Annotated in this window: 16 protein-coding genes; 3 read left to right on the plus strand and 13 right to left on the minus strand. The window is 45.1% G+C overall.

Annotation, left to right across the window (positions count from 1 at the left end):
- Positions 1-223 precede the first annotated feature (223 nt).
- The 3 genes from FJQ58_RS31415 to FJQ58_RS31425 all read right to left on the minus strand — a co-directional run bounded on the left by FJQ58_RS31415 (position 224) and on the right by FJQ58_RS31425 (position 2,233).
- A complete protein-coding gene (locus FJQ58_RS31415; RefSeq protein ID WP_139999706.1) occupies positions 224-1,135 on the minus strand; it encodes a DUF4871 domain-containing protein in 912 nt (303 codons plus the stop codon).
- A 5-nt stretch (positions 1,136-1,140) separates the two neighbouring features.
- A complete protein-coding gene (locus tag FJQ58_RS31420) occupies positions 1,141-1,689 on the minus strand; it encodes an RNA polymerase sigma factor (protein WP_238404413.1) in 549 nt (182 codons plus the stop codon).
- 94 nt (positions 1,690-1,783) lie between these two features.
- Positions 1,784-2,233, minus strand: a complete 450-nt coding sequence (locus FJQ58_RS31425) for a MerR family transcriptional regulator (RefSeq protein ID WP_139999708.1) — start codon at positions 2,231-2,233, stop codon at positions 1,784-1,786.
- 172 nt (positions 2,234-2,405) lie between these two features.
- Between FJQ58_RS31425 and FJQ58_RS31430 the strand changes: the two genes are divergently transcribed.
- Positions 2,406-3,257, plus strand: coding sequence for an aldo/keto reductase (locus FJQ58_RS31430; RefSeq protein ID WP_139999710.1), 852 nt, complete (start codon positions 2,406-2,408; stop codon positions 3,255-3,257).
- A 221-nt stretch (positions 3,258-3,478) separates the two neighbouring features.
- On the opposite strand, the gene FJQ58_RS31435 is transcribed toward FJQ58_RS31430, so the two are convergent.
- From FJQ58_RS31435 to FJQ58_RS31465, 7 genes are all read right to left on the minus strand, one after another.
- Positions 3,479-5,518, minus strand: a complete 2,040-nt coding sequence (locus tag FJQ58_RS31435; protein WP_162341893.1) for an AraC family transcriptional regulator — start codon at positions 5,516-5,518, stop codon at positions 3,479-3,481.
- 254 nt (positions 5,519-5,772) lie between these two features.
- A complete protein-coding gene (locus FJQ58_RS31440; protein ID WP_139999714.1) occupies positions 5,773-6,567 on the minus strand; it encodes an SDR family NAD(P)-dependent oxidoreductase in 795 nt (264 codons plus the stop codon).
- Positions 6,568-6,695: 128 nt separating this feature from the next.
- A complete protein-coding gene (locus FJQ58_RS31445) occupies positions 6,696-7,709 on the minus strand; it encodes an AraC family transcriptional regulator (RefSeq protein WP_139999716.1) in 1,014 nt (337 codons plus the stop codon).
- 186 nt (positions 7,710-7,895) lie between these two features.
- Positions 7,896-9,251 (minus strand): hypothetical protein, encoded by a 1,356-nt coding sequence (locus FJQ58_RS31450; RefSeq protein ID WP_139999718.1) that lies wholly within the window; start codon positions 9,249-9,251, stop codon positions 7,896-7,898.
- Between the two features lie 23 nt (positions 9,252-9,274).
- Entirely contained in the window at positions 9,275-10,045 is a 771-nt protein-coding gene (locus tag FJQ58_RS31455; protein ID WP_139999720.1) for a DODA-type extradiol aromatic ring-opening family dioxygenase, read from the minus strand.
- Positions 10,046-10,051: 6 nt separating this feature from the next.
- A complete protein-coding gene (locus FJQ58_RS31460; protein ID WP_338016197.1) occupies positions 10,052-10,702 on the minus strand; it encodes an alpha/beta hydrolase in 651 nt (216 codons plus the stop codon).
- 33 nt (positions 10,703-10,735) lie between these two features.
- Positions 10,736-11,140 carry a DoxX family protein gene (locus tag FJQ58_RS31465; protein WP_139999724.1) on the minus strand — a complete coding sequence of 135 codons (405 nt, stop codon included), beginning with the start codon at positions 11,138-11,140 and terminating at the stop codon, positions 10,736-10,738.
- A gap of 146 nt (positions 11,141-11,286) precedes the next feature.
- Here FJQ58_RS31465 and FJQ58_RS31470 point away from each other — a divergent pair, with 146 nt between their 5' ends.
- Positions 11,287-11,838 carry a helix-turn-helix domain-containing protein gene (locus FJQ58_RS31470; RefSeq protein WP_139999726.1) on the plus strand — a complete coding sequence of 184 codons (552 nt, stop codon included), beginning with the start codon at positions 11,287-11,289 and terminating at the stop codon, positions 11,836-11,838.
- Positions 11,839-11,933: 95 nt separating this feature from the next.
- On the opposite strand, the gene FJQ58_RS31475 is transcribed toward FJQ58_RS31470, so the two are convergent.
- From FJQ58_RS31475 to FJQ58_RS31485, 3 genes are all read right to left on the minus strand, one after another.
- Positions 11,934-17,510, minus strand: coding sequence for a polysaccharide lyase family 8 super-sandwich domain-containing protein (locus tag FJQ58_RS31475; RefSeq protein ID WP_139999728.1), 5,577 nt, complete (start codon positions 17,508-17,510; stop codon positions 11,934-11,936).
- Positions 17,511-17,633: 123 nt separating this feature from the next.
- On the minus strand, positions 17,634-18,182 hold the full coding sequence (locus FJQ58_RS31480) for a GNAT family N-acetyltransferase (protein WP_139999730.1): 549 nt from the start codon (positions 18,180-18,182) through the stop codon (positions 17,634-17,636).
- Positions 18,183-18,207: 25 nt separating this feature from the next.
- Complete coding sequence (locus FJQ58_RS31485) at positions 18,208-20,967, minus strand: adenylate/guanylate cyclase domain-containing protein (RefSeq protein ID WP_162341895.1); 2,760 nt, start codon at positions 20,965-20,967, stop codon at positions 18,208-18,210.
- Between the two features lie 166 nt (positions 20,968-21,133).
- On the opposite strand from FJQ58_RS31485, the gene FJQ58_RS31490 reads away from it, so the two are divergent.
- A complete protein-coding gene (locus FJQ58_RS31490; RefSeq protein ID WP_274382348.1) occupies positions 21,134-21,529 on the plus strand; it encodes a DUF4280 domain-containing protein in 396 nt (131 codons plus the stop codon).
- Positions 21,530-21,532: the final 3 nt, after the last annotated feature.

The following is a 21,532-nucleotide window of genomic DNA, read 5'->3' on the forward strand; positions in this document are numbered from 1 at the left end:
AACTTGTCCCATTATTTTCATTTAATGCACAACGATCAATGAACATTTATGCACAATTGAACGATAGTCATTACCAAATGATGAATAATGAAAGATTGTCAAAACTAATCAAAAAAAGATAATTAGTTGCTTCATCATATAAAAAAGAGTTGTTCCAAAAGCCTCCTTCCAACGGGAGCTTAAGAACAACTCTTTTTTTAGTCTTGCTATTCCCTTATTCCGACTATTTCACCTCAATGACGATACTGTCAATAAGCTTGCCTCCAACGAAAGGAAGCAGCCGCCATATTCCGGTTTCCGGCAAAGACATCGAACTAGGAATGCTACGGTCCGCACCATTCAACGTCCCTCCTAAGCTCGGTCCTGAGAACACTTCGATCATATGATCATCCCCCTGCTTAACAGCCATTACATTAAACTTTCCATTCAACTCCTGTTCGGCTTCCCATAAATGCCACATATACTTATTGGACTTGCCCGCTATGAATCCAGGGTCAATGAATCCTACGTTCCTCTCCTTTCCCCTTAACCAATAGTTTTCTGACTTAAACAGAGAACTAAGCTCCCAAGCAGGTTCTCCTACCGATAAAATCACATCCCCATAAGACTCACCGCCAAGCTCTACCTCCAGTTTCCACAAACCTCCAAGCGGAAGGGCGAATCTTGCGGTAAAACGCTCTAAGTCCGTGTATCCGCTGCTCGGTTCGGTTATTTGTACGCTTGGAACAGCTATAACTTGCTGACCCGTATGGATATGGGTGGCATGGATCAAGAGCTCTTTTCCTTGGTATTTGGCAAACGGCTCCGAGAACTGAAAGATATACCCTGAGGGGATTCCAGCCTGCAGGTCTGGTTCGGGAAAAACTTGTAATAATAGCTCCCCGTTATTATAATAGGCAGTTCGCTCATGAGTAGGTCCGGGATTCATTGTTTTTTCATCTATGATATTGAGATACAAGAAAATCGAGCTTAAGGCTGCCGCAGCAAGGAAGATAACAGAAATCCCCAGCCTGCTCTTGCTTTTTCTTTTCGTTTTTTGCCGGATCTGCGACTTTAAAGCTTCTGTAAAATGCAATTGATCAAATGGCGGATCTTTCAAGAGCTCAGCCCATTGTGGTTTTTCCATATTCGCCATGACGATCACACCCCCTCCCGTTCTCTATCCAACAGCACCGTCATTTTTTTCTTCGCCCGGTGTAAACGAGACTTCACCGTTCCTTCCGAAATTTGAAGCGCTGCAGCAATCTCACTAACTGGCAGCTCGAAATGATAGTCTAGAATGATCACTTCTCGGAACTTCAATGGCAGCTTCATCACATGATCCCAAACAGCTATAGATGACAGATGGTCTAAAACGACCTGTTCGGCCGATGGAGACTGGCCACTAGAATGCAGCATGGTATCCATCAAGGTAACTTTACGAATAAAGGCGCTTTTCAAATAGTTGAGAGCTTTATTGCGTGTAATACTCAAAATCCAACTTTTAATCGAGCATTCTCCGCGAAAGGTATACAACCGGTTAAATACAATTAAAAACACGTCTTGGGATATATCGTCTGCTGCATCCGCCCGGCGGGTCAGGAAGAAGGCGAAATTCCAGACATCCTCGCCATATGTGGTCATAAGATCTTCCAGCACAAGACTACGGTCGTAACCTGCGGCCAAATCCTGTATATATTGCTTCTCCACATCCATTCACCTCTACTAATAAGACCAATCAGCGCCGTAAAAGTTCCCGAATTTTGATTTTAATTTACCTAAAGCTGTTAGTTTATTGCTTCTCTTACACCTTCTGAACAGCAGGCGAGTAAAATACGTCACTATGCATATGCTGCATTTTGTCCCAGTTGCCAGGATTGGTGGTGTCTGGTGAGCGGTGCTCCAGAATGGCTTGATATAGAGCGGTTTTTTCTTCCAAATGGGCAACATGCAGTTTGGCTTCTTCAAGCTTAGCAAGCGCCGCTTCTTTATGCTCCATCATGAGTGCGGAGCGTTGTGGAATAGTCGAATCTCCTTGGAGACAGAGATCGACGTACTCTTTTATGACACCAATCGGCATTCCGGATTGCTTGAGGCATCGGATGCCATGTAGCCAGTTGATCGATTCTTCGTCGAACATCCGAATATTATTTTGATTGCGCTGCACGCTTGGCACCAGGCCTTTATCCGTGTAAAAACGTATAGCGTGCTCGGTTAGTCCTGTTATTGTCGCGGCTTCTTTGACCGTATGCATGTGAATCCTCCATGGAAAATAAATTTTTGAAATCACCTTGACTTCGTGTAACACGAAGGTCCTAAACTTATTGTAATGCAAATGAGCTGTAAGAGGAATCTCCCTCTGCATTACCCAAGTCAGGGGATCGCGCCGTTTGCTATTAGACATTTGAACAACAGGAGGAATTACAATGCAAACCGTAATATTAAACAATGGTGTAAAAATGCCGATCATCGGCTTTGGTGTCTACCAAGTACCGGATGCTGAAGAATGTGAGAGTGCGGTATATGAAGCGCTGATGGCCGGTTACCGCCTGATCGACACAGCCGCCGGTTATCTGAACGAGAAAGCGGTGGGACGTGCGATCAAGCGCAGCGGTGTACCTCGCAAGGAGCTATTCATCACGACTAAGCTTTGGGTTCAGGATGCCGGTTACGAGAGTGCTAAGCTGGCATTTGCCAAATCCTTGAAGAAGCTACAGCTCGACTATCTCGATCTATATCTTATTCACCAACCGTTTGGCGATTACTACGGCGCTTGGCGTGCGATGGAAGACCTTTACCGCGAAGGCAAGATCAAGGCGATCGGTGTCAGTAACTTCTTGCCCGACCGGCTGATGGACCTCATCGTACATAACGAAATTGTGCCTGCGATCAATCAGGTCGAAACTCACCCTTTCTACCACCAAATCGAGAGCGCTGCATTTATGAAAGAGCAAGGAGTACAGCACCAGTCATGGGCCCCGTTTGCGGAAGGACTTAACAACTTGTTTACGAACGATGTGCTGGCCTTGATCGCAGAGAAACATAACAAGTCCGTAGCCCAGGTCGTGCTGCGATGGCTGGTTCAACGTGGAATCGTTGCGATTCCAAAATCGGTGCGTAAGGAGCGGATCGTCGAAAACTTCAACATTTTCGATTTCGAGTTGAGCGCGGACGAAATCGAACAAATTTCCGCTCTCGATACGCGGGAAAGTCTATTCTTATCGTACCGCGATCCGGAAGTCGCCAAGATGATGGGCAGCTGGAGAGTCGATCTGTAAACCTTGACCGAACCGTAGCCGCACTATGCTTCCCCCCTATTGGTCATTCATTTGGATACCATAGCCAAAAACACCTCCAGGTTGTACGATTATATGATTATAATCGCAGCTACAACTGTGAGGTGTTTGAGGTTTCATATCGATTTTCTAGCTATATTTCATTGACATTCGCGGTATCTTCGTCTAACTTCTGTAAGTTTCTATCGAGCGATTCGCTCGCTTTACTTACTTCCAGTCAGTGCTTGCACAACATCATCGATTTTCATGCTCTCGGCGATAGGCCCGTTAAGCATCCAATGCCTTGCTGATATTTTATAAACATGATTTTGCTTCGCTGCGGACATTGCTTTCCAAACCTGCAGCTTTTCCAACTCTTTTACATTTTCCAGTTCTTTTTGAATATCGCTTTCCAAAGCTCCGGAATATCCCGCAGTAACAAACAAATAATCCGAATTCAACTCTGGCAGCATTTCTAAGGATAACGTGAAACCCCAATCTTCTTCTGTTTTCTTCTGAAACTCAGCAACGCTTGCCGAAGGGGTTAATCCCAAATCATTATATAATACCCCGCCGTAAGGGAAACTTGGAAAGAACAGATCTGCTTCCTTTTCAGAAGTGCGAATCAAAGCAACTGTCTTATCCGATCCAACCGTTTGAATAATCTTCTCCCGGGCTTGCTTTAATTTATCATCATACGCTTGAATGATCGCGTTTGCCTTCTCCTCACGATTAAGCGCTTTGCCGATTTCAACGATAGAAGCTTTCCAGCTATCACGGTCGTAGGCAAGCGTAGGGGCAATTTCAGATAGCTTCTTATATCCCGCTTCATCCACATATCCATTTATAATGATGATCAGATCGGGTTGTGCAGCCAATATGGCTTCAAAATTCGGTGTGGCTGAAGAAGTAATGACAGGAATGTTCTTCTCTTTGAGCTTCTCGTACAAATAGTCGCCTTCATTACCTCCGGCTTGCACCAAAGGTGCCTCTAGAGACAAGAGCATATCTTCAAGTCCGATACTAACGATATGCTTAGGCTCCGCTGGAATTTCCACATCACCGAGCACCGTATTGACTATCTTGGTACGTAGCTCATTTCCTGCAGTTGAATTTGAATCTGTTTTGTTATTGCCATTCTTGCTGGCATCACCGTTCGTTTGCGATTGGGATGGCCGTTCGGTTGCTGTAGATGTGCCCCCATTTGTGTTCGCATTTGAGCTTGTCGCACTGCTGGAGCACGCGCCCATCAGTAAAGTGAAGCACATAAGCAAAATGGCAAGCGTTGATGACTTTCTATTCCTAAACATAGATGAATCCCCTTCTCTCGAATATAGATAACGATTATCATTATCAATATATCGTCTATTTCTTTGAGGGACAATGGACAATCTTTTAGTAATAAAAGCATTATCTTTTACCGCTTTCTCCGCATTTGCTCTGGATCTGAACTTTCCAGGTGAAATCCCCTTTTCCTTTTTGAAAATACGACTGAAATAATTCACGTCCTCATATCCTATGCTCGCTGCGATCTCATGTAATGCTGCGTCCGTGGTGAGCAAAAGATCTGCTGCCACGGAAATTCGAACTTGAATGAGATACCCGATCGGACTAAGTCCTATTTTATCTTTAAATTGAATGGATAAGTGCGACGAGCTGTAGTTCAATCCCTCCGCCAGCGATTCAAGTGTTATCGGCATCGAATAATATTCATGCATATACCGCACGGCCTGTGCGACAAGCTCCGGTTTTTGCGTCTTGATGCTTTGAGCTTCCAACTGACAGAGCAACTGATATACGAATTGATAAAAGGAAGCTTTTACATGGAAATGCCCCAATGGTTCCTGCAGCCGCCATCCTTCTTCCATGTCTCTAACCTTATGTAATAATGAAATCGCATGCTGTGGAACAAAACCATATTGAATATGAAACGGACGGTTCCTCTCTATCATGCTTATGATTTCCTGACGGCAAGGCATTGGCAGAATCGCTCTATAGAAAACGAGATAGTACTCAAAATCTCCGCTGGTCAGCAAGATGTCCAGAGATAGTCCTTTTCCTCCATGAAGTACATGAAAGCCATCCGACATATACTCTGTCCCATTTAGCAAAATACGAGCACTGCCACGAACAGAAAACAAGAAACTGCTCGCAGGGAGATGGTAACCACGTAATTCGTCACCTTCTATCATGTGGGCATGGCGAATGTCCAACACTTTAATGGAAGCATAATTCCATGACTTAATATGTTCATCCAAATTCATAGGTTCCACTCTCATATCATTATCGCAGCGTTCGCGCGATTTACTGTATTGCAGTTATCATCCAGTTAGGTGCGGACAGGTTCATTTGTAAACAGCCTATCAAAAATTATAGTATTCGATAACCATTCTCACTGTCAATCAAATATCGAATTCAATAGTAATTCTATCTTAATATCATTATTTAAGTACGAGCAAATATAAAAACCTTGAAATAAATTTCAAGGTTCATCGATACGTAATTAATATGGAGATGTTTAAAAAATAGTCGGCACCATTCCCCCATCCATACGGATTGGAGATCCTTTAAAGGCGGACGCGTAAGGACTACAAACAAATGCAGCGAGCCTACCTATCTCATAAGGTTTAATAAATCGTTGCAGTTCAGATTGAGGCAGGTTTGTCCTCATAAAATGCTTCTCTTTTTCAGAGAATGCCATATCTTCATTAGAATAAATCCCCTCAATGATTTGATGTACATTTTCAGAGAGTGTAGGTCCTGGCAAGATCGTATTAACGGTAACTTCCGTTCCTGAAGTTAATTTAGATAAGCTTTTTGACAACGATAACAACATTGATTTTGTCATGCCATACTGTGGCATTTGTCCGGAAGGCATGATTGCTTCCTCGCTCGCGATAAAGATGATGCGGCCATAGCCGGCTTTCAACATTTTGGGCAAATAAAATTTAGATAGTCCATTCGCAGCCAGCACATTAGTCCGGAAGTATTTTTCCCATATTTCATCGTCAACGTCCTCATATTTCATGATTTCATAAATCCCCGTATTGTTAACTAAAATATCAAGATCAGGGTACTTTTCGAACAATGCTTCCCTTTGATTCCTATCCACAATATCGGCTGTTGCATGTTTAGGCGAGGTATCTGGAAAATTCAACTTTATTTCGTTAACCGTTTGTTCGACCTCTTCCTTATTTCTTCCATTAATCAGAACATTGGCGCCTTCTCTGGCAAGCTCAAAGGCAATTGCTTTACCTATCCCTTTTGTTGATCCAGTAACTAAGGCTGTTTTATTATATAATCCCATATCCACAATACATTTCTCCTATTCATCTGCTATCGTATTTGCTCTCCGGATAGTGATTATATTACCTTGTCTGGGATGTTCGGTAACTAGCCGTCTGCGCCAAAATTCTAGTACAACACGCCAAATGATAAAAGTTAATGGTTTGTGCCTGCATATTGATTACGCCAATGGGTTGGAGTATTGCCTTCCCATAGGCGGAAAGCGCGGTAAAACGAGTTTTGGTCTTCATACCCAATCAGAAAAGCCACTTCTTTAATATCAAGCGTAAGGTCTGCCAAGTACTCTCGCGCCTGCTCATGACGAGCCTCTGACAATAGCTGCTTGAAATTCGTCTTCTCATCCGTAAGCCGACGCTGCAAGGTACGATCGCTCATGCCCAATTCCCTTGCTACTGCCTGGATATCGGGACGCCCCGTTGCGAGGCTTCGTTTCATGATCCATTTTACCTTCTCAGTAATGGAAAGGCTGCTTTGCAGGTCATCCAACGATCGATCCAATGCGGGAGTAAGGATCTCCAGCAATTCCTCGTTATACGAGATGAAGGGTCGGTCCAGATCTCTTCGGTCAATCGTCAACCGGTTACAATGGGCACCAATCCGAACAGGGCAGCCGAAGTATGCTTCCAAGATCTGTACATCACCCATTGAGTTCGTAAATTCGACGAACCGTGCCATCAACGGTTGACCTGTACCCCGGCGCCCAAGCTCCAGCAAACATGCCAGCGTGATACCAATCAGCATGGGGGGACCTGATACCTCGGCATTGAGCCATTCCAGTTCGATTGTACAAATTTCGCCCTCCTCGGCGATCCGCAAGCTTTCCGGAGGACAAAGTTTTTTATATCTAGCCATTCGGCTAAGAGCGTCGCGATAGTTACGAGCGTGATAGGTTGCTAAGACGGATGGCGGGTACAAAGCTGTGTCAAAGACGGTCGCAAGTCTGATGATCGCTGTGGCCGTCTCTCCAATAAGATCGGAATACGCCTGCCAGATGGCAAAGTATTGGGCTGTGGTAACGGTTGGTTCTGTAATTATAGTGAGCGGCAATCGTGCTTGAAGAGCAAGGTCTTGGGCCGCAATTCCGAGTTGACGTACGCCTTCCCAAAATCCTGGCGGCATTTTAATACGGTTAGTGGTATGAGACTTCATGCTATATGGTGCTCCTTTAGATGCGGTTTATGATAGACGCCGTCTAAACAGACGAGCAACTTGTTGTAAAGCTTCAAAATCATGTCCTTTGATTTAACCAGCATAGCTCATAAAAAGAGCAAAAGAAAGCCACCTGCAAGGGTGGCTTTTACTTCAAACAGTGAAAAAATATAGACAACCTCGATCCTACCTTACCACAACTAATAAATAAAGAAGTAATCCCAGCGCCATAATTGCTGCAAATTTATAATTAGGCTTAGCAACCTCAAACACGGACTTCTTGAGTAAACCAGCCAGCAAGTTATTTACTGCCGAGGCCGGAGAAATGGGATTGGATAAAGCCCAGCTTCCGAGCAGCAGCACAGCGAAATAAATGGGGCTAATCTGAACGCTCGAGGGATCAAAGCTTCCCGCAAATATGGTCACGGGCACAATCGGATGAAGGCCTATTAAAGAAGTTCCCACAATAAAAGCTACTGTCAGAAACGAAAATGTGATGAAAACCGGCAGCGGCACCTGCTCCAGCAAGCTTGGAACCATTGCTCCTAGATTCGTGACGCCGATTGACCCGCTGAAAAAACCCGCAGCCAGAAATAACGTAATTTCTTTCTGCAAAGCAGGCAATGTGACCGTTACATGGTTCTTAATTCCTTCTCTGTATACGGTCATTTCTCCCTTGATAAGGCACCAGAGCAATGGGAATGCTAGTGCTGCTAAACAAATTAATAAGACCATAGGGAGCTTGATCATACGTTCCATGGTTAAGATAACAATAATAGCAGCAATTAAATATACCCCAAGCCCAAGAGGGAAAAGCGCTCGTTCCCTTTTTTCTATTATTTGGCTTGGCTCCTCTGGCTCGGCCTGAAGCAATTCCCGAAAATCGACCAGCCAGCTTACGGCAAGGCTTAGAACAGCCATTCCAAGCATATATGGCAAAACCGAAGACCAGGACAGACCAAGCGCAGAGGTCACAAGCGTCATCGCAGCAAAATACGGAGACCACAGAATCGCTCCCGCAAAGCCGCGGTTCAATGCGTTGGCGAGCAGTTGATTCATGCCTGGTTGCGGCCTTACATAAACCATTTGATAAACGACTGGAATCGAACCGACGTTAATAAATACTCCCATGATTTGGGTGAGAAGCTGCGTTCCCACAAATAAAGCGGACTTGCTTCGCAGGTTAACCTCATAGAACCGTTTCAAAGCCATAACGTATGCTGGAAGGCGAACCGGGATCCCGAACAAAGGCGCGAATAGGAACAAGGTAACGATGGTCACGTTTATCCCGGCCGACTCAAACCATATTTTTGTACTCACTTTCTGAAGCATCAGAAGGACGACTCCGGTTACTAAGAAAAAAATCGTAAGCCATAGCGTCATCCCCTTAAGGTTCGGCAGCAGAACGAGAATGGCAGCAAACACCAAGCCCCCCAGAATAAAGCTCAGCATCTCAAACTGAGTCAGTTGCAATGCAATATAAACCGCGGCAATACAGAAAATCAGCGATCTCTCCATTGCCGCCTTCACTGCGGATGTCATGTAATCCGCCCTCATTTCCTAGCTTAATTAAATTGCCAGCAGCTTAAGCTTAGGTTGCCGTATTGATAGCTGCGATGAAGAAGCTTCGCTTTACGCTGGGCATCACCCGTGCCCATGGCGAGAAGAAGCGGAATAAAGTGTTCACTCGTTGGCACAGCGTCCATGGCATGAGGAGCCTGCTCGCGATAGTGAAACAATGCTTCTGTATCCCATGATTCTAGCTTACTTTGCAGCCAATTGTCGAACTGTTCGGCCCATGGCTCGATACCTTCGGACTGCCAGTTCAATCGTCTTAAATTATGGACGGTGCCTCCGCTTCCAATGATAAGGACATCCTGCTCGCGAAGTTCTGCCAATGCTTTGCCGATTTTGTATTGCTGCTCATTAGGTAAATAACGATTTACGGATAGTGCAATGACTGGAATGTCCGCCTCCGGGTAAAGCAGCTTCAGAACGGCCCATGCACCGTGATCCAAGCCTCTTCTTTCATTCTGCACGCTTTGAACCCCATGCTTTGCAAACAAAGAGTGAATCTTCTCCGCAAGCGAACGATCGCTTTTGGCCGGATAGGTCATTTGGTAAAGCTCATCTTGAAATCCGCCAAAATCATAGATCGTTTCATACTCTTCGGCAGCACTGACTGTCTGGACCTCTTCTTCCCAATGAGCGGAAAAGAGTACGATCGCTTTTGGCTTAGGTGAATGTTCCTTAAAGGTTTTTAGCAATTGCGTATATTCGTTATTCTCAAGCACGATCGACGGAGCGCCGTGTGCGAAAAAATAGGAAGGCATCATTTGTTTTCACTCCTTATTTGTATTTACTTCTGCGTCTGTCTTAAGCCAATTCATGAAATCTACTTGGTTCTCTTCTGATACGCCATGATCGGTCGGATATATTTTGAATGTCAGCTGATTCATTTTTTCATGCAAATATGCAGCCGTTTCATGGCCGATCCGTACTGGAAAAACCGAATCAAATTGTCCATGAGAAATAAATGCCGACACATCGTTAACGTTTCGAATAGCATACTCCGACTTCACGAAGTTAGGAATGTAACCGTTAAGCGCTACGATTCCCTTTAACCCATCACCCATCACTAGCGAGAGCGTCATGGATAAAATAGCACCTTGGCTAAAGCCAAGTACATATCTTTTGCCTGGATCAATCGGATATTTATCCGTGGCATAATGAATAAATGCTTCGAGCTCAGTAACTGCTTCATCAAACATCTCCCGAATCGGATTACCTAAGCTTTTTAAATCGTAATACTGATAACCAGCGCCGAGCGGCAAATTGCCGCGTATGCCAACGATGATAAATTCTTCCGATAACGGGGCGACGAGACCAAACATATTTTTCTCATTCGAGCCTTTGCCATGCAAGGTGAAAATGGTTGGGTACGTTTTGCCCGGCACAGGGTTAGCTGGCATGTGAATGTCATATGGATACATGGGATTCAAATAAAACCCTCCTAGTTTAGCAAGTTATACGGCGCGTTTGTTCATAATAAAACGGTCAACCGACAGTGGCGTCTGATCGGAAACGACTAGATACAATGAAATCAAAACAAGTCCGAGATCAAGCTCGTAGCCGGCCATTTGACCGTCACCAAGAAGTCCTGCCGACAACTTTGTCGTGAAAATTGCGCCGATAAGCATAATGACAAATAATCCCGATACATAACGAGTGAATAATCCGAAAACAAGCATTATGCCGCCGATCAATTCAAGTATCGCAACGACATAAGCCAAAAATCCCGGAATGCCAATCGAGCTGAACCATGATTCCACTTGACTAAGTCCCATCTGAAACTTATCTGCACCGTGAAAAATAAATATAATGCCAAGCACCACTCGCATCAAAATCAAAACAACGCTATTCTTTGTCATTCTTATTCTCTCCTCCTACGAAATATTAGTTATAAAGAAATAAATTTTATATGAGTAATTTAACGCAGGTCACATTGACTTGTCAATACGAAAATTGTTAATATGTAATTATAATTCATATTACTAATATTTAAGAGGTGTTTCAGATGGATATCGGATCCACGATACGAGCGATTCGGAAGCGCAAAAATATTACCATTGCTCAAATTTGCGACACTACTGGTCTGTCCCAGGGCTTCATGAGTCAAGTTGAAACGAATAAAACATCTCCTTCTATAGCGACTTTAGAAAACATCGCGAATGCCTTGAATGTACCTCTAGCCTACTTGCTTCTAAAAAAGGAAGAACGGATGAGTTTTGTTCGGAAGGATGAACGAAAAGTCACAACTAGCGGTCCAGAGAATCTAAAAGTGGAACACCTGAGCTCCACGAAGAACGTTAGAATGATGCTCGTAGAGCTTCCTCCCGGCGCTTCAACAGGAGCCGAACCTCACGCGCATGAAGGCGAAGAGGTTCATGTCGTCATTGAAGGGAACGTATACGCAGAACAGGGTGAAGATGCGGCTGAGTTTGAAGAAGGCGATTCATTCAGCTGGAATGCATGTACCCCCCATTTAGTAAAAAATATAGGCGAAAAAACGGCGATCGTTCTGATTTCCATCTATACAGAAAACGAGAACGGACAGGACCTGATTTAGGCTCAAATGGTTTGAATCAAGCAAACAAACAACGCCCATACTAGACGCAAAAAAAACCGTCTATGCATCGATCGCATAGACGGTTTTCAACGGCTTTACTTCAGTTGGTTCAATAATCGATACAGCATAACCGCCGCTTGCGCTCTTGTCGCAAGCTCGTTAGGATAAAATTTATTCCCGCTCCCCTCGATAATCGCTGCGCTCTGCATCGTACTCACAGCCTCATTGGCATAGCCTGCAATAGCTGCGTAATCGGTAAATTCATTCGGATTCTCGGTAACATGTAGCTTTAGCTTCAGCGCCTGAAGCATTCGATAGGTTATAACTGCCATATCCTGACGGGTGATTTCCACATCCCCTCCGAAACTGCCATCTAGCCTTCCATTCACAATACCCAGACTTTGTGCCGCTGAAATGGAACGATAGTACCAATCATCGGGAGAAACATCCGTAAACTCGCCTTCTCCTATTTCCTTATCCAATCCAAAAGCACGCATTAGCAGCGTTACGAATTCAGCTCTGGATACGGAACGGTTCGGCATAAACTTATTCTCTCCCGCTCCTTTGATAATACCGCGTGCAGCTAATGCTTCAATACTCTGGTTCGCCCAAGTCATAGCTTCGATATCACTAAAAATTACATTATTATAGTGAATAACATAAACGCCTAACTGCGAAGCCTTAAATTCCATTTGTCCTGTAGCAGCATCATAGGCTCCGTTAACTTGTACCTCAAGCTCGCCTTCAGCGTTGACGTAACTTATAACCAGCTTATGTGCGGCTTCTCCCGGCTTCAGCGAATACGCGATAGCGACGGAAAGCTTATGGTCACCTATTTGATCAATCACCTTGCCATCTAGCTTTGCTCCAAGTCGATAAACGCTGCTATCGCCAACGGCCTTTAACATTTTCTCTGGCAGTTCAGAGAGCTGAATTGGAGTCGTCGTTGCCTTGAGTTTATCGTTTACATTATCCGCTGGCTTATCTTTAGGCCCAGACGGCGTTTCTCCGCCTCCGGAGCCACCGTTCGAGCTTGATTGCACCGAAACGGCGGCAACAGCTGAAATCGTTGTGCCAGCGACTTCACCATTGACGTCGAAGGTGCCAGGATGTGAATACTTCGACTCCTGAATAACCTCCCATATAACCAGAAGGGTGGACGTGGACGAATCGCTGTAAGTCACGAGTACTCCAGCCGGCAATAACGGTGCCACTCCCACAGCAGTCGACACATGAACCTTCTCTATGCTTGTTATTGTTTTAGGGTTAGCCGCTACAGTAACATGGGCTGTTGCGCGTAAGTGGGTGCCCAGGACAGCCCCCGTGATATCAAAGGAGCCACTCTGCAGGTAGAGCGATGTGTCGATGCTATTCCAAATAACAGCTGCCGTTTCCGTTGTACCATCATCGTAAACTACGCTTATGGTAGCTGGCAAAATGGGAGCCACACCTGCCATAGTATCAACGTCTACTGGTACTAGCGTGGCAATAGCCGGCTCAGGCGGCGCAATTTCACCGTTCCCCATTTTCACGTGATCAAGATCAATATGAGCGAACGATGCGGAATCCCCTCCTATTTTTATAAGCGGCGTTCCCGCCCCCAAATTGTGAGCATCCTTCCATACACGTTTGCCATCTACATAGAGGTCATATGTGTAATCGGAATGGGTGACAACGGTATACGTGTGAAAAACAGTTGTATCCAAAACAAAGGATTTGCTTGGGTTGGACGTCTTGTTCTGCACTTTCCCCTCTGTCCCATAGGTTAAGTAGAAACTGATGAGATATTGATCGCTCCTAACGGAAAACTCGTTCATAGTCTCGGCTGCGCCCGCTCTTGCCTGCACTTCAAATGAGAATGCTCCCGTCGGAGCTGCAAAGTCTTTCCTGATCAAATAATACGCCCGATCACCTTGGTCGAGTATCGTAACAAAACCTTCCTTTTGTGTCACGGCCCCCGCCCCGGTGCCTTGGCCATACCAGCCCGCCGTAAAATCGATCAAATGATCATCGATTAAATTCCAATTTGCCTCGATTGGTTCAGCTATCAGTTCCTCTGAGCTAGGCCCTTCCCCGTACTGGTTATAAGCTGATACGGCAAAATAATAAGGAGTTCCCGCAGACAAACCATTTACCGTAAAGCTGCTTTCCAAACCTAACGGAATCCTATGCGAATATTCACCGCTCGCCGTTCCATATTTCACATAATAGCCTTTCGCGCTACCGACGCCGCTCCAGCTCAAGGTAGCGGATTGGTTGCCGCCTCTAACTTCCTTTATTGTCGGAGCATTCGGCTTCTCAGATGGTGGCACGACGTTAAAGCTCGCATGGAAGGTTGCCCCGCTTGCCCCAGCTGCATTTACGGTAAACTTAATTGTAGGGCTCAATCTAGTAATCGTAATTCCCGGGTCAATCGAATGGACTCCTGTTGCTTCCGCATTGATCTCAATGTCGATTGTGCCGGTATTGACGTGGGTCGGATCGGCCACGGATACATCCAGATTACTCGAAGTTTCTCTCGTCATCACGGATGCTTTTTTGTTACTCGAAATCCAAGAGACTCCGTCCACCATAACCGTCGAATCCATGTCCTTCCAGAAATTCGCTCCTACGATGCTCAGTTTGCGCTCCTTAACTGCCTGCACCTCTTCCGTGTTTTCCAAAACTACAATATCTGGATTCTCAGCGTAATCACCCGTCTGCTGAGCAGAGAAATTCGGCAGCGTTACATACTGATAGGTCGTATTGGAAGGACTGAACCCATGGTCGAACCATAAGGTTAGATAGTTGCTAGTGATCGGCGTGTTAGGTGTGCCGCTCCTATTGTCAATATCCGTATATTTGCCTGTACGCGCTTCGCGCAGACCCTCCACGGAAGCCGCTGTTGGAAAGTAGTAGCCGATATCGGAGCCTGCAATATTCCCCTGCAGATGCCCCCAGCTTACGTCATTCATCTTTTCTTTCCAGCCTACGCTGGACGGCTTAGCCGTTCCGTTGACGGTAAATACGTTATCTCCGCTTATCTTGCGGTTTTCGACAATCGTTTCTATGGCCCTATTGTCCGTACTCGTAATCCCCGAGCCTAACGAAACAATTTCATCGTCGAAAACAAACCATGACTTTTTCGCCGTCAGCGTACTGTATAGCCCATCCAATTCCATACCCGACACACCAAATGTGCCGGACATTTCCGTTCCGCCGGTCCAGTCATATTTTCCGACCTTATTGCCGCCGGTGCCATTAGATCTGATCAGAGTATCCACTGTCGTTCCTGGCAATCGATAAGGGTTAACGGTCGGCCAAAAATCATCGCTAAACTGGCCAAGATCACTGTTATACAAATACGTCATGCCGTCTCCGGTATGCCAGCCTTTGAGATTCTCGCCATTACCGGTCTCAAAGTTAGAGGTGCGGCTAGAGAACATCTTGAGCCCCCAGCTAAATTCAGGACGGCGAACGACCGCTTCATCCATGTTCGCAAATTGCCAAAATTGATTCGGCGCCTCTCGAGCAATCAATGAAGTATCGTTTGCAATGCTTTTGCCCAGTACGATCTGGTCGATCGGAAGATTCAAATAAAAGTTCACATACGTATTGGCCGTAATCCAATGCTTGACCATGCTTTTAAAGTTTGCCGCATGCTCCGGCGGTGCCATCTGCGATATTCTAATTACAGCTTGCGTCACTCTGCGGCCAGCCAAATGATCGGTTGCGTAGGAGCGAGAAATTTCCCGTCCTCTTGTCATATCCATGACCAGCCCTTTGTACATCAATGGCTCGAAGGAATCGTAAATCCATTGATACACGTGATTAACATTCGGATCGGTGACTTCCCAAGTCGAACCACCCAGTACGTACATCAAATCGGACAAGCTGAGCAGCATCGTTGCGCCGTAACCCCCGTTGTATGCGGTAATTTCATGCTGAATGAAAGATCCATCTTTATAGAATCCATCCTTCGATGTCACATAGGTCAACACATTGCTTAATCCATCCCGAGCGTGTGCGATTTTCGCTGCATCCTTCACGATAATTCCGCGAACGGCGACAACCTGGCTTTGCCAGACCCGGTTTGCAGCGGTCATATCAACCTTCGGCGTGAAGCGGTTAACGGCATTCATATAGTTCGTAATCTGCAAGGGGGATAGTTGATCATAGAGGATAACAACCGTTTCATTTAGCGCAATTGGCGCGCCAATCCACCAGTCCCACCAGTTATCGTATCGAGTCACGACCATATTGTAACGGTTCGTATTCATCCAATCCAGGGCGCTTATCATATCCGTCAGCAGCGTATCATCATGATACAAACCTGATCCCGGCGTCGAATATGCGATAGCGAGCTCCTTCAATCGGGTATAAGTGGCCGTAATGTGAGCAGAAATCGTCGTACTGGCAAGATCGCTCCATAAATAAGTTCTCCCCGTTGATTTATCCATAGAGCTCCACTGCGCTTGGGCTTTCGAAGTCAATGCCGTTATTTGCAGCGCAATATCCGGATCGTTCTGATCGATAGAAGTACCTCCGGTTAGCATAACCTTCAGTTTCTCCCTCAGCGTATCGAATTCGTCGGCTTGTTCGGCATATACGGTAACGTGTGCGACAGCGGAAATTGTCGTGCCCTCCGCAACGCCGTTAACAGAGAAACTTCCCGTTTGCATATAGCTGTTCGGCGGTATCGCATCCCATACCACTGGCACAGAACTCGAGGAACTGTCGCTATGTAAGGCGGTTACAACAGCCGGTAAGGTTGGCATCGTTTTGACAGGAGTGGTCACATTTACAGCCTCAATGGCTACGATGGGAACGATTGCAGCAGTAACCACAACGGTTGCCATAGCTTGATGTGCCGTCCCAGCTACATGGCCTACTACATTAAAAGTTCCTTCCAGAGCATAATGGGACGGGTCAACATTGTCCCAGACAACGGGAACCTGCTTCTCGGTAAGATCGTCATACACTGCCGTGACGACTGAAGGCAGGATAGGCGAAACCTCAGGAGTGGTATGGACAACGGAGGGCAGAATCGTTTCGACGATCGCCGCGCTAGGCAACATTTCTCCCGTTCCGAGCCTTACATAGTCAAGATCGAGATTAGCGCTCGACAGTGAGTCTCCGCCTATTTTAAAAACGGAAGATCCTGTCCCCGTCAGCTTTGGAGCGCCTGACCACGCTTGGATGCCATCGACATACAAGTCGTAGGAGTAGTTCTCGTGGACAACAATCCGATAGGTATGGTAGACCGTTGTGTCCAGCGTAACCGTTTGGCTTGGGTTAGACGCATTGCTTTGCGCCTTGCCGGCAGTCCCATACGTTAAATAGAAACTAATTAGATAGCTCCCGCTCCGAATCGAAAACTCGTTCAGCGTATTCGCCGCATTTACTTTTGCTTTAACCTCAAAGGTAAATGCACCAGTTGGCGCAGTGAAGCTTTTTCTCAGCAGATAATGGGCTTTGTCGCTTTGATCCAGAATCGTCACATACCCGTCCTGCTGCGTAACCGATCCAACGCCGGTTCCAAAGTTCTCCCAATGGATGGTATAGTCATTCAATTCGTCGTTGATTAAATTCCAAGGAACAGGAGCGGCACTTGCCTTATTGGGCTTCATTACGAAGCCTGAGCCCATCGCAAGCGTAAGGCATATGAAGGCTATGAACCATTTTCTAAACATGTTCAGCTTCCTTTCTGCTCTGTATTTGTTAAGCGCTTACATTTGTAATTATAAACAAAAAAATCGCGCCGCAGTAACGACACGATTTCCAGAAAAGGTTTGAATTCGGAAGGTATTCACATTTTAGCTATCAGATTTCCCTTCCGCAGAGCCATCCAGCAGCTTCATATAAAGCAACTTGCCTTCACCCGGATAATAGTAATCAGGCAAATGACACATAAACTTAAAGCCGTTGCGATCAAACATTTTCCGTGCGCTTTCATACTCAGGCAAATCACAGGTAAACGTCTCAAGGTATCTGCCGCTTCTAGCTACGCAGAACTGAATCAATGCATCCATCAGCTTCCAGCCTAGCCTACGCTGGCGATATGAACGGTGCACGCCGAAGTATTCAAGCCGATAACCACCGCTCCGATGCTCATTCTCTACAAAAATAATAGCAGAAATAATCTGTCCTGCTTCTTCTTCATACCAGCAAAACACATGCTGCTCCTGCATGCTCCTAATCGGTAGCCACCTGAGCTGCTCGGTCTCCCCAGGCGTAAAACGCTGATCATCGAAACAATGCTCACTAAGCAAGAAATCCGATACCCTGCCTGCTTCAGTACCGCTCGTTACCGGCTTAATTTCACGATAACCATGTCCTGCAAGTTCCTTCCCAACTTGAAGCATAAGCTCCCCCCTCCTTCACTAACCACTAGGAAATGCGAAGTGAATGATTCCATTCTGACGTGACACCTTTTTGAAAATGATGATCGCATTCAAAGAAGTAAAGCTTGGCAGCAAGATCATAACGATTTTTCTTCACAACAGCGACAAAGCCTTCTCTCGCATCATAAAATCTTCCTAACCGATAGGCTTCTACAGCAGCTTCAAATTGTTTCTTCGTCTCATGCTTAAGCTTGCGGATATGCTCGGGGTCAGCTTCATACCAATCATACAATTCAATAGGACCATTCTCCTCATCTATTTGAAGAATACCGAGCTTACGATATGATCCTAGCTTATCCGGGTTAATGGCCTGCATCGTTTCCTCTGTTAAAAGAACCGTTACGCCCAATTTAGCAGACGCTTTCTCCAAATCCAACGTTAACTGTACATGATTAGATACTACGCTGCCCTCCATCCGCTGTTCTTCACCAATAATGCCTAACATTACATCGCCAGAATGAATGGCTATGCCAATATCGATTGGTTCTTCCTGGTTACGTATTCGCTCTGCATTGTAGGATTCCAGCGTTAAGCGAAGTTGAAGCGCTGCTCTCAGTGCCGCACTGGTCTCATTCGGGAACATGGTAAGCATCCCTGGACCGAGGTATCGACTAGTGAAACCAGCATGTTCACGTATGATTGGCCCAAATTGCTTGAGAAATGAATTTATGAACTGAAAATTTTGCTCCGTCGTTAATTTTGCAGAAAATTCATTGAACTGACGCATGTTGCATACCATAATCGTCATTCTGCGATTTTGCTGCTCACCAAGCTTGATTTGTGTCATATTCGTTTTTCCCAGTACTTTTAGAAATTGCTGGGGCACGAATCGGAAATAAGAATTGCTAAGTCTCGTCATTTCATTAATATATTGCTTAATCGAGCTAGCCATCATGTTAAAGCGTTCACCTAACTCCTCAACCTCATCGCGCGTTCGAATCTCTACCTTAACATCCCATTCCCCGCTGGCAATAAGATTTACGTTAGAGCGGAGCGTTCGTATGGAGGACAGCAGGTATGCCGTCATGATCGTAATCACAATTAATAGAACGATACCGATTAATACAAATATTTGAATAACGTCTGATAAAATACTCATCGTGCTTTGCTTGATTCCAATCATATCTTTGCCTGTTTCGTAGATCCCGATAATATCGCCGTTCGAATTGTAGAGCGGCCCTAGCGCATACATCCATTCTCCGCCAGAATCTTCCCATTCACCTAAAATGATTTCGCCTTGCTCAAGCACTAGGCGGTTCTCGTCATTGATCTCGAAAGGCTGAAACATCGTGACACTATCGTCATCATCCATAACAATATAAAGTTCACCGTCAATATAGCGATAGATCGTATTATACAAGCCATCGCGATCAGCACCTGCCCGAGAAAACACCTCATTTACTCGTTGCTTAATCGTGATGTAATCCTCACTTTTGTAGTCTAGTGGAGAGTTTAATTTTTCCAAGTAATCGCCATCTACTAGATATTTGCCATTGCCTGCAAGCAGCTTCAACTGCTTATAGGTATCATCCTTCATTTCTAAGGCAAAGGAGGAATATACCGAATAGGATAAGCCCCCCATCGAAATAAGGACAACGGGCAAAATAACAGCTAATTGCTTTAATAATAAGAACATCTTGCGTTTCATAATATCCACATAGATAAAGCGTACGGTATAAGCGAAAACCGCGGTAAGTACTAATAGAAGCAGCCAATAACCGATTCTTTTTCCAATTACTAGATAGGTATAACGGTAGGAGTCTTGTACATCAACAATGGCACCATTTGGGTCTAGTTGGATTACCTGATCGGAGGTCGAAACCATGATATGCTCTTTGTCGATTGAAATGTGGGTGAAATCAGACCATTCTATCTCAGGTGAGCGTTCAACGAGCGTATGAAGCGTCAATACGTCTTCAACCGGGTTCCCTTCAGCAGCAGTATTCACTCTCTTAATTGCACCGTCATGATAATCAATGAAATAGAGATTAACATCATCCGCTGTCACAATTCCGACCGGGAAATTAAACTGCCCCTCCAGCGATTGCGGGTACAGCTTAGCGATCTCGCCATTTGTTACAGCAAACAGGAGCCCTCTCTTTGATGTGAAATAAAATTGTGATTCCTGGTTTCCCGTTAATTCATTTAAATAGCGGTCCTTTGGCAGTTCGACCGTTGATATCGTTTCTGGCGTTGCAGACGCAGTTGAGTTCCCATCAAGCAAAAGCTTCAATAAGGAAGCTGAGCCTTCCTCTTTCCGGAAAAAAAACAGCTCATTGTCTTCGATAGATAATGATTGCAATTTACCGACACGCAGCAATTGATCCTGTTCTTCATAATCAATATTATAAAGAATGCGAGACTTTGAGCCATCTGCAGATATTTGTACAATTTGCTCTCCCGATACTTTCAAGCCGTAAGAATCCAGAACGGTAATTATGGCGTATGCATTGCCCTGACGATCGGCTGCGATCGAATTAAATAGCTGGACCGTATCGGCTTGCGTGTTCTTGCTGCTGAAATACGAATAAACCATTTTTCCGTCTTTATTGACTTTATGTATAACCTTCTTGGAATCTGTAATGGTATATAATGATCCGTCAGTATCCGTCGTTATGCGAGAGATATTAGAGTAAGCTTCTTCTGTCTTAAAAGGCTGTAGTGTCCATGAATCTCTCATAATAATCAATAGGAACACTACAACTATGATCAAGCTAAACAACATCACAAACTTCGATCTCAACATAATCTCTCCATTCGACTCCCTGGTTTTCATTCACATTAAGAAATATATGGATTTTGGATATCTTCATATATTTTACTATAAAAATGTCGTCTTGTGTCTGATCGCGAGATATTTATTGCCGTATATTAGCAAGAATAGTAGAATTAAATCAATTCGTGTATGAAGGGTGATTATAATCGGACAAATCGTTTGTGCAGGCGCGAATTTACAATGCAGCTTCGGGGTAGCACCCAGTGTTTTGATGGTGCTGCCTATGAATCGAGTGATGACCGCTCTGCCCATTGCTAATATTATGGATAATAAGCCTATGGTGAATATACTTCCGTTTGGCATGTGCAATTCACTAGCTAATCCCACGGTTGCAGCTGCGACAGCAGCAGCTTTAGGCGCATTGACTCCAATGCCCTGCATACCCGTAACGTCTGCTCCATGGGTTCCCGGTTCCCCCACCGTGATGGTTGCGAATATGCCTGCTTTGAATAATACTTCCAAATGCTTATGTAATTGGGGCGGAACGATTCAAATCATGAATCCTGGCCAAATGACCATTCAGGTTCCATAGTTA

Source organism: Paenibacillus paridis, from assembly GCF_006345825.1.
Taxonomy (GTDB): Bacteria; Bacillota; Bacilli; order Paenibacillales; family Paenibacillaceae; genus Pristimantibacillus; species Pristimantibacillus paridis.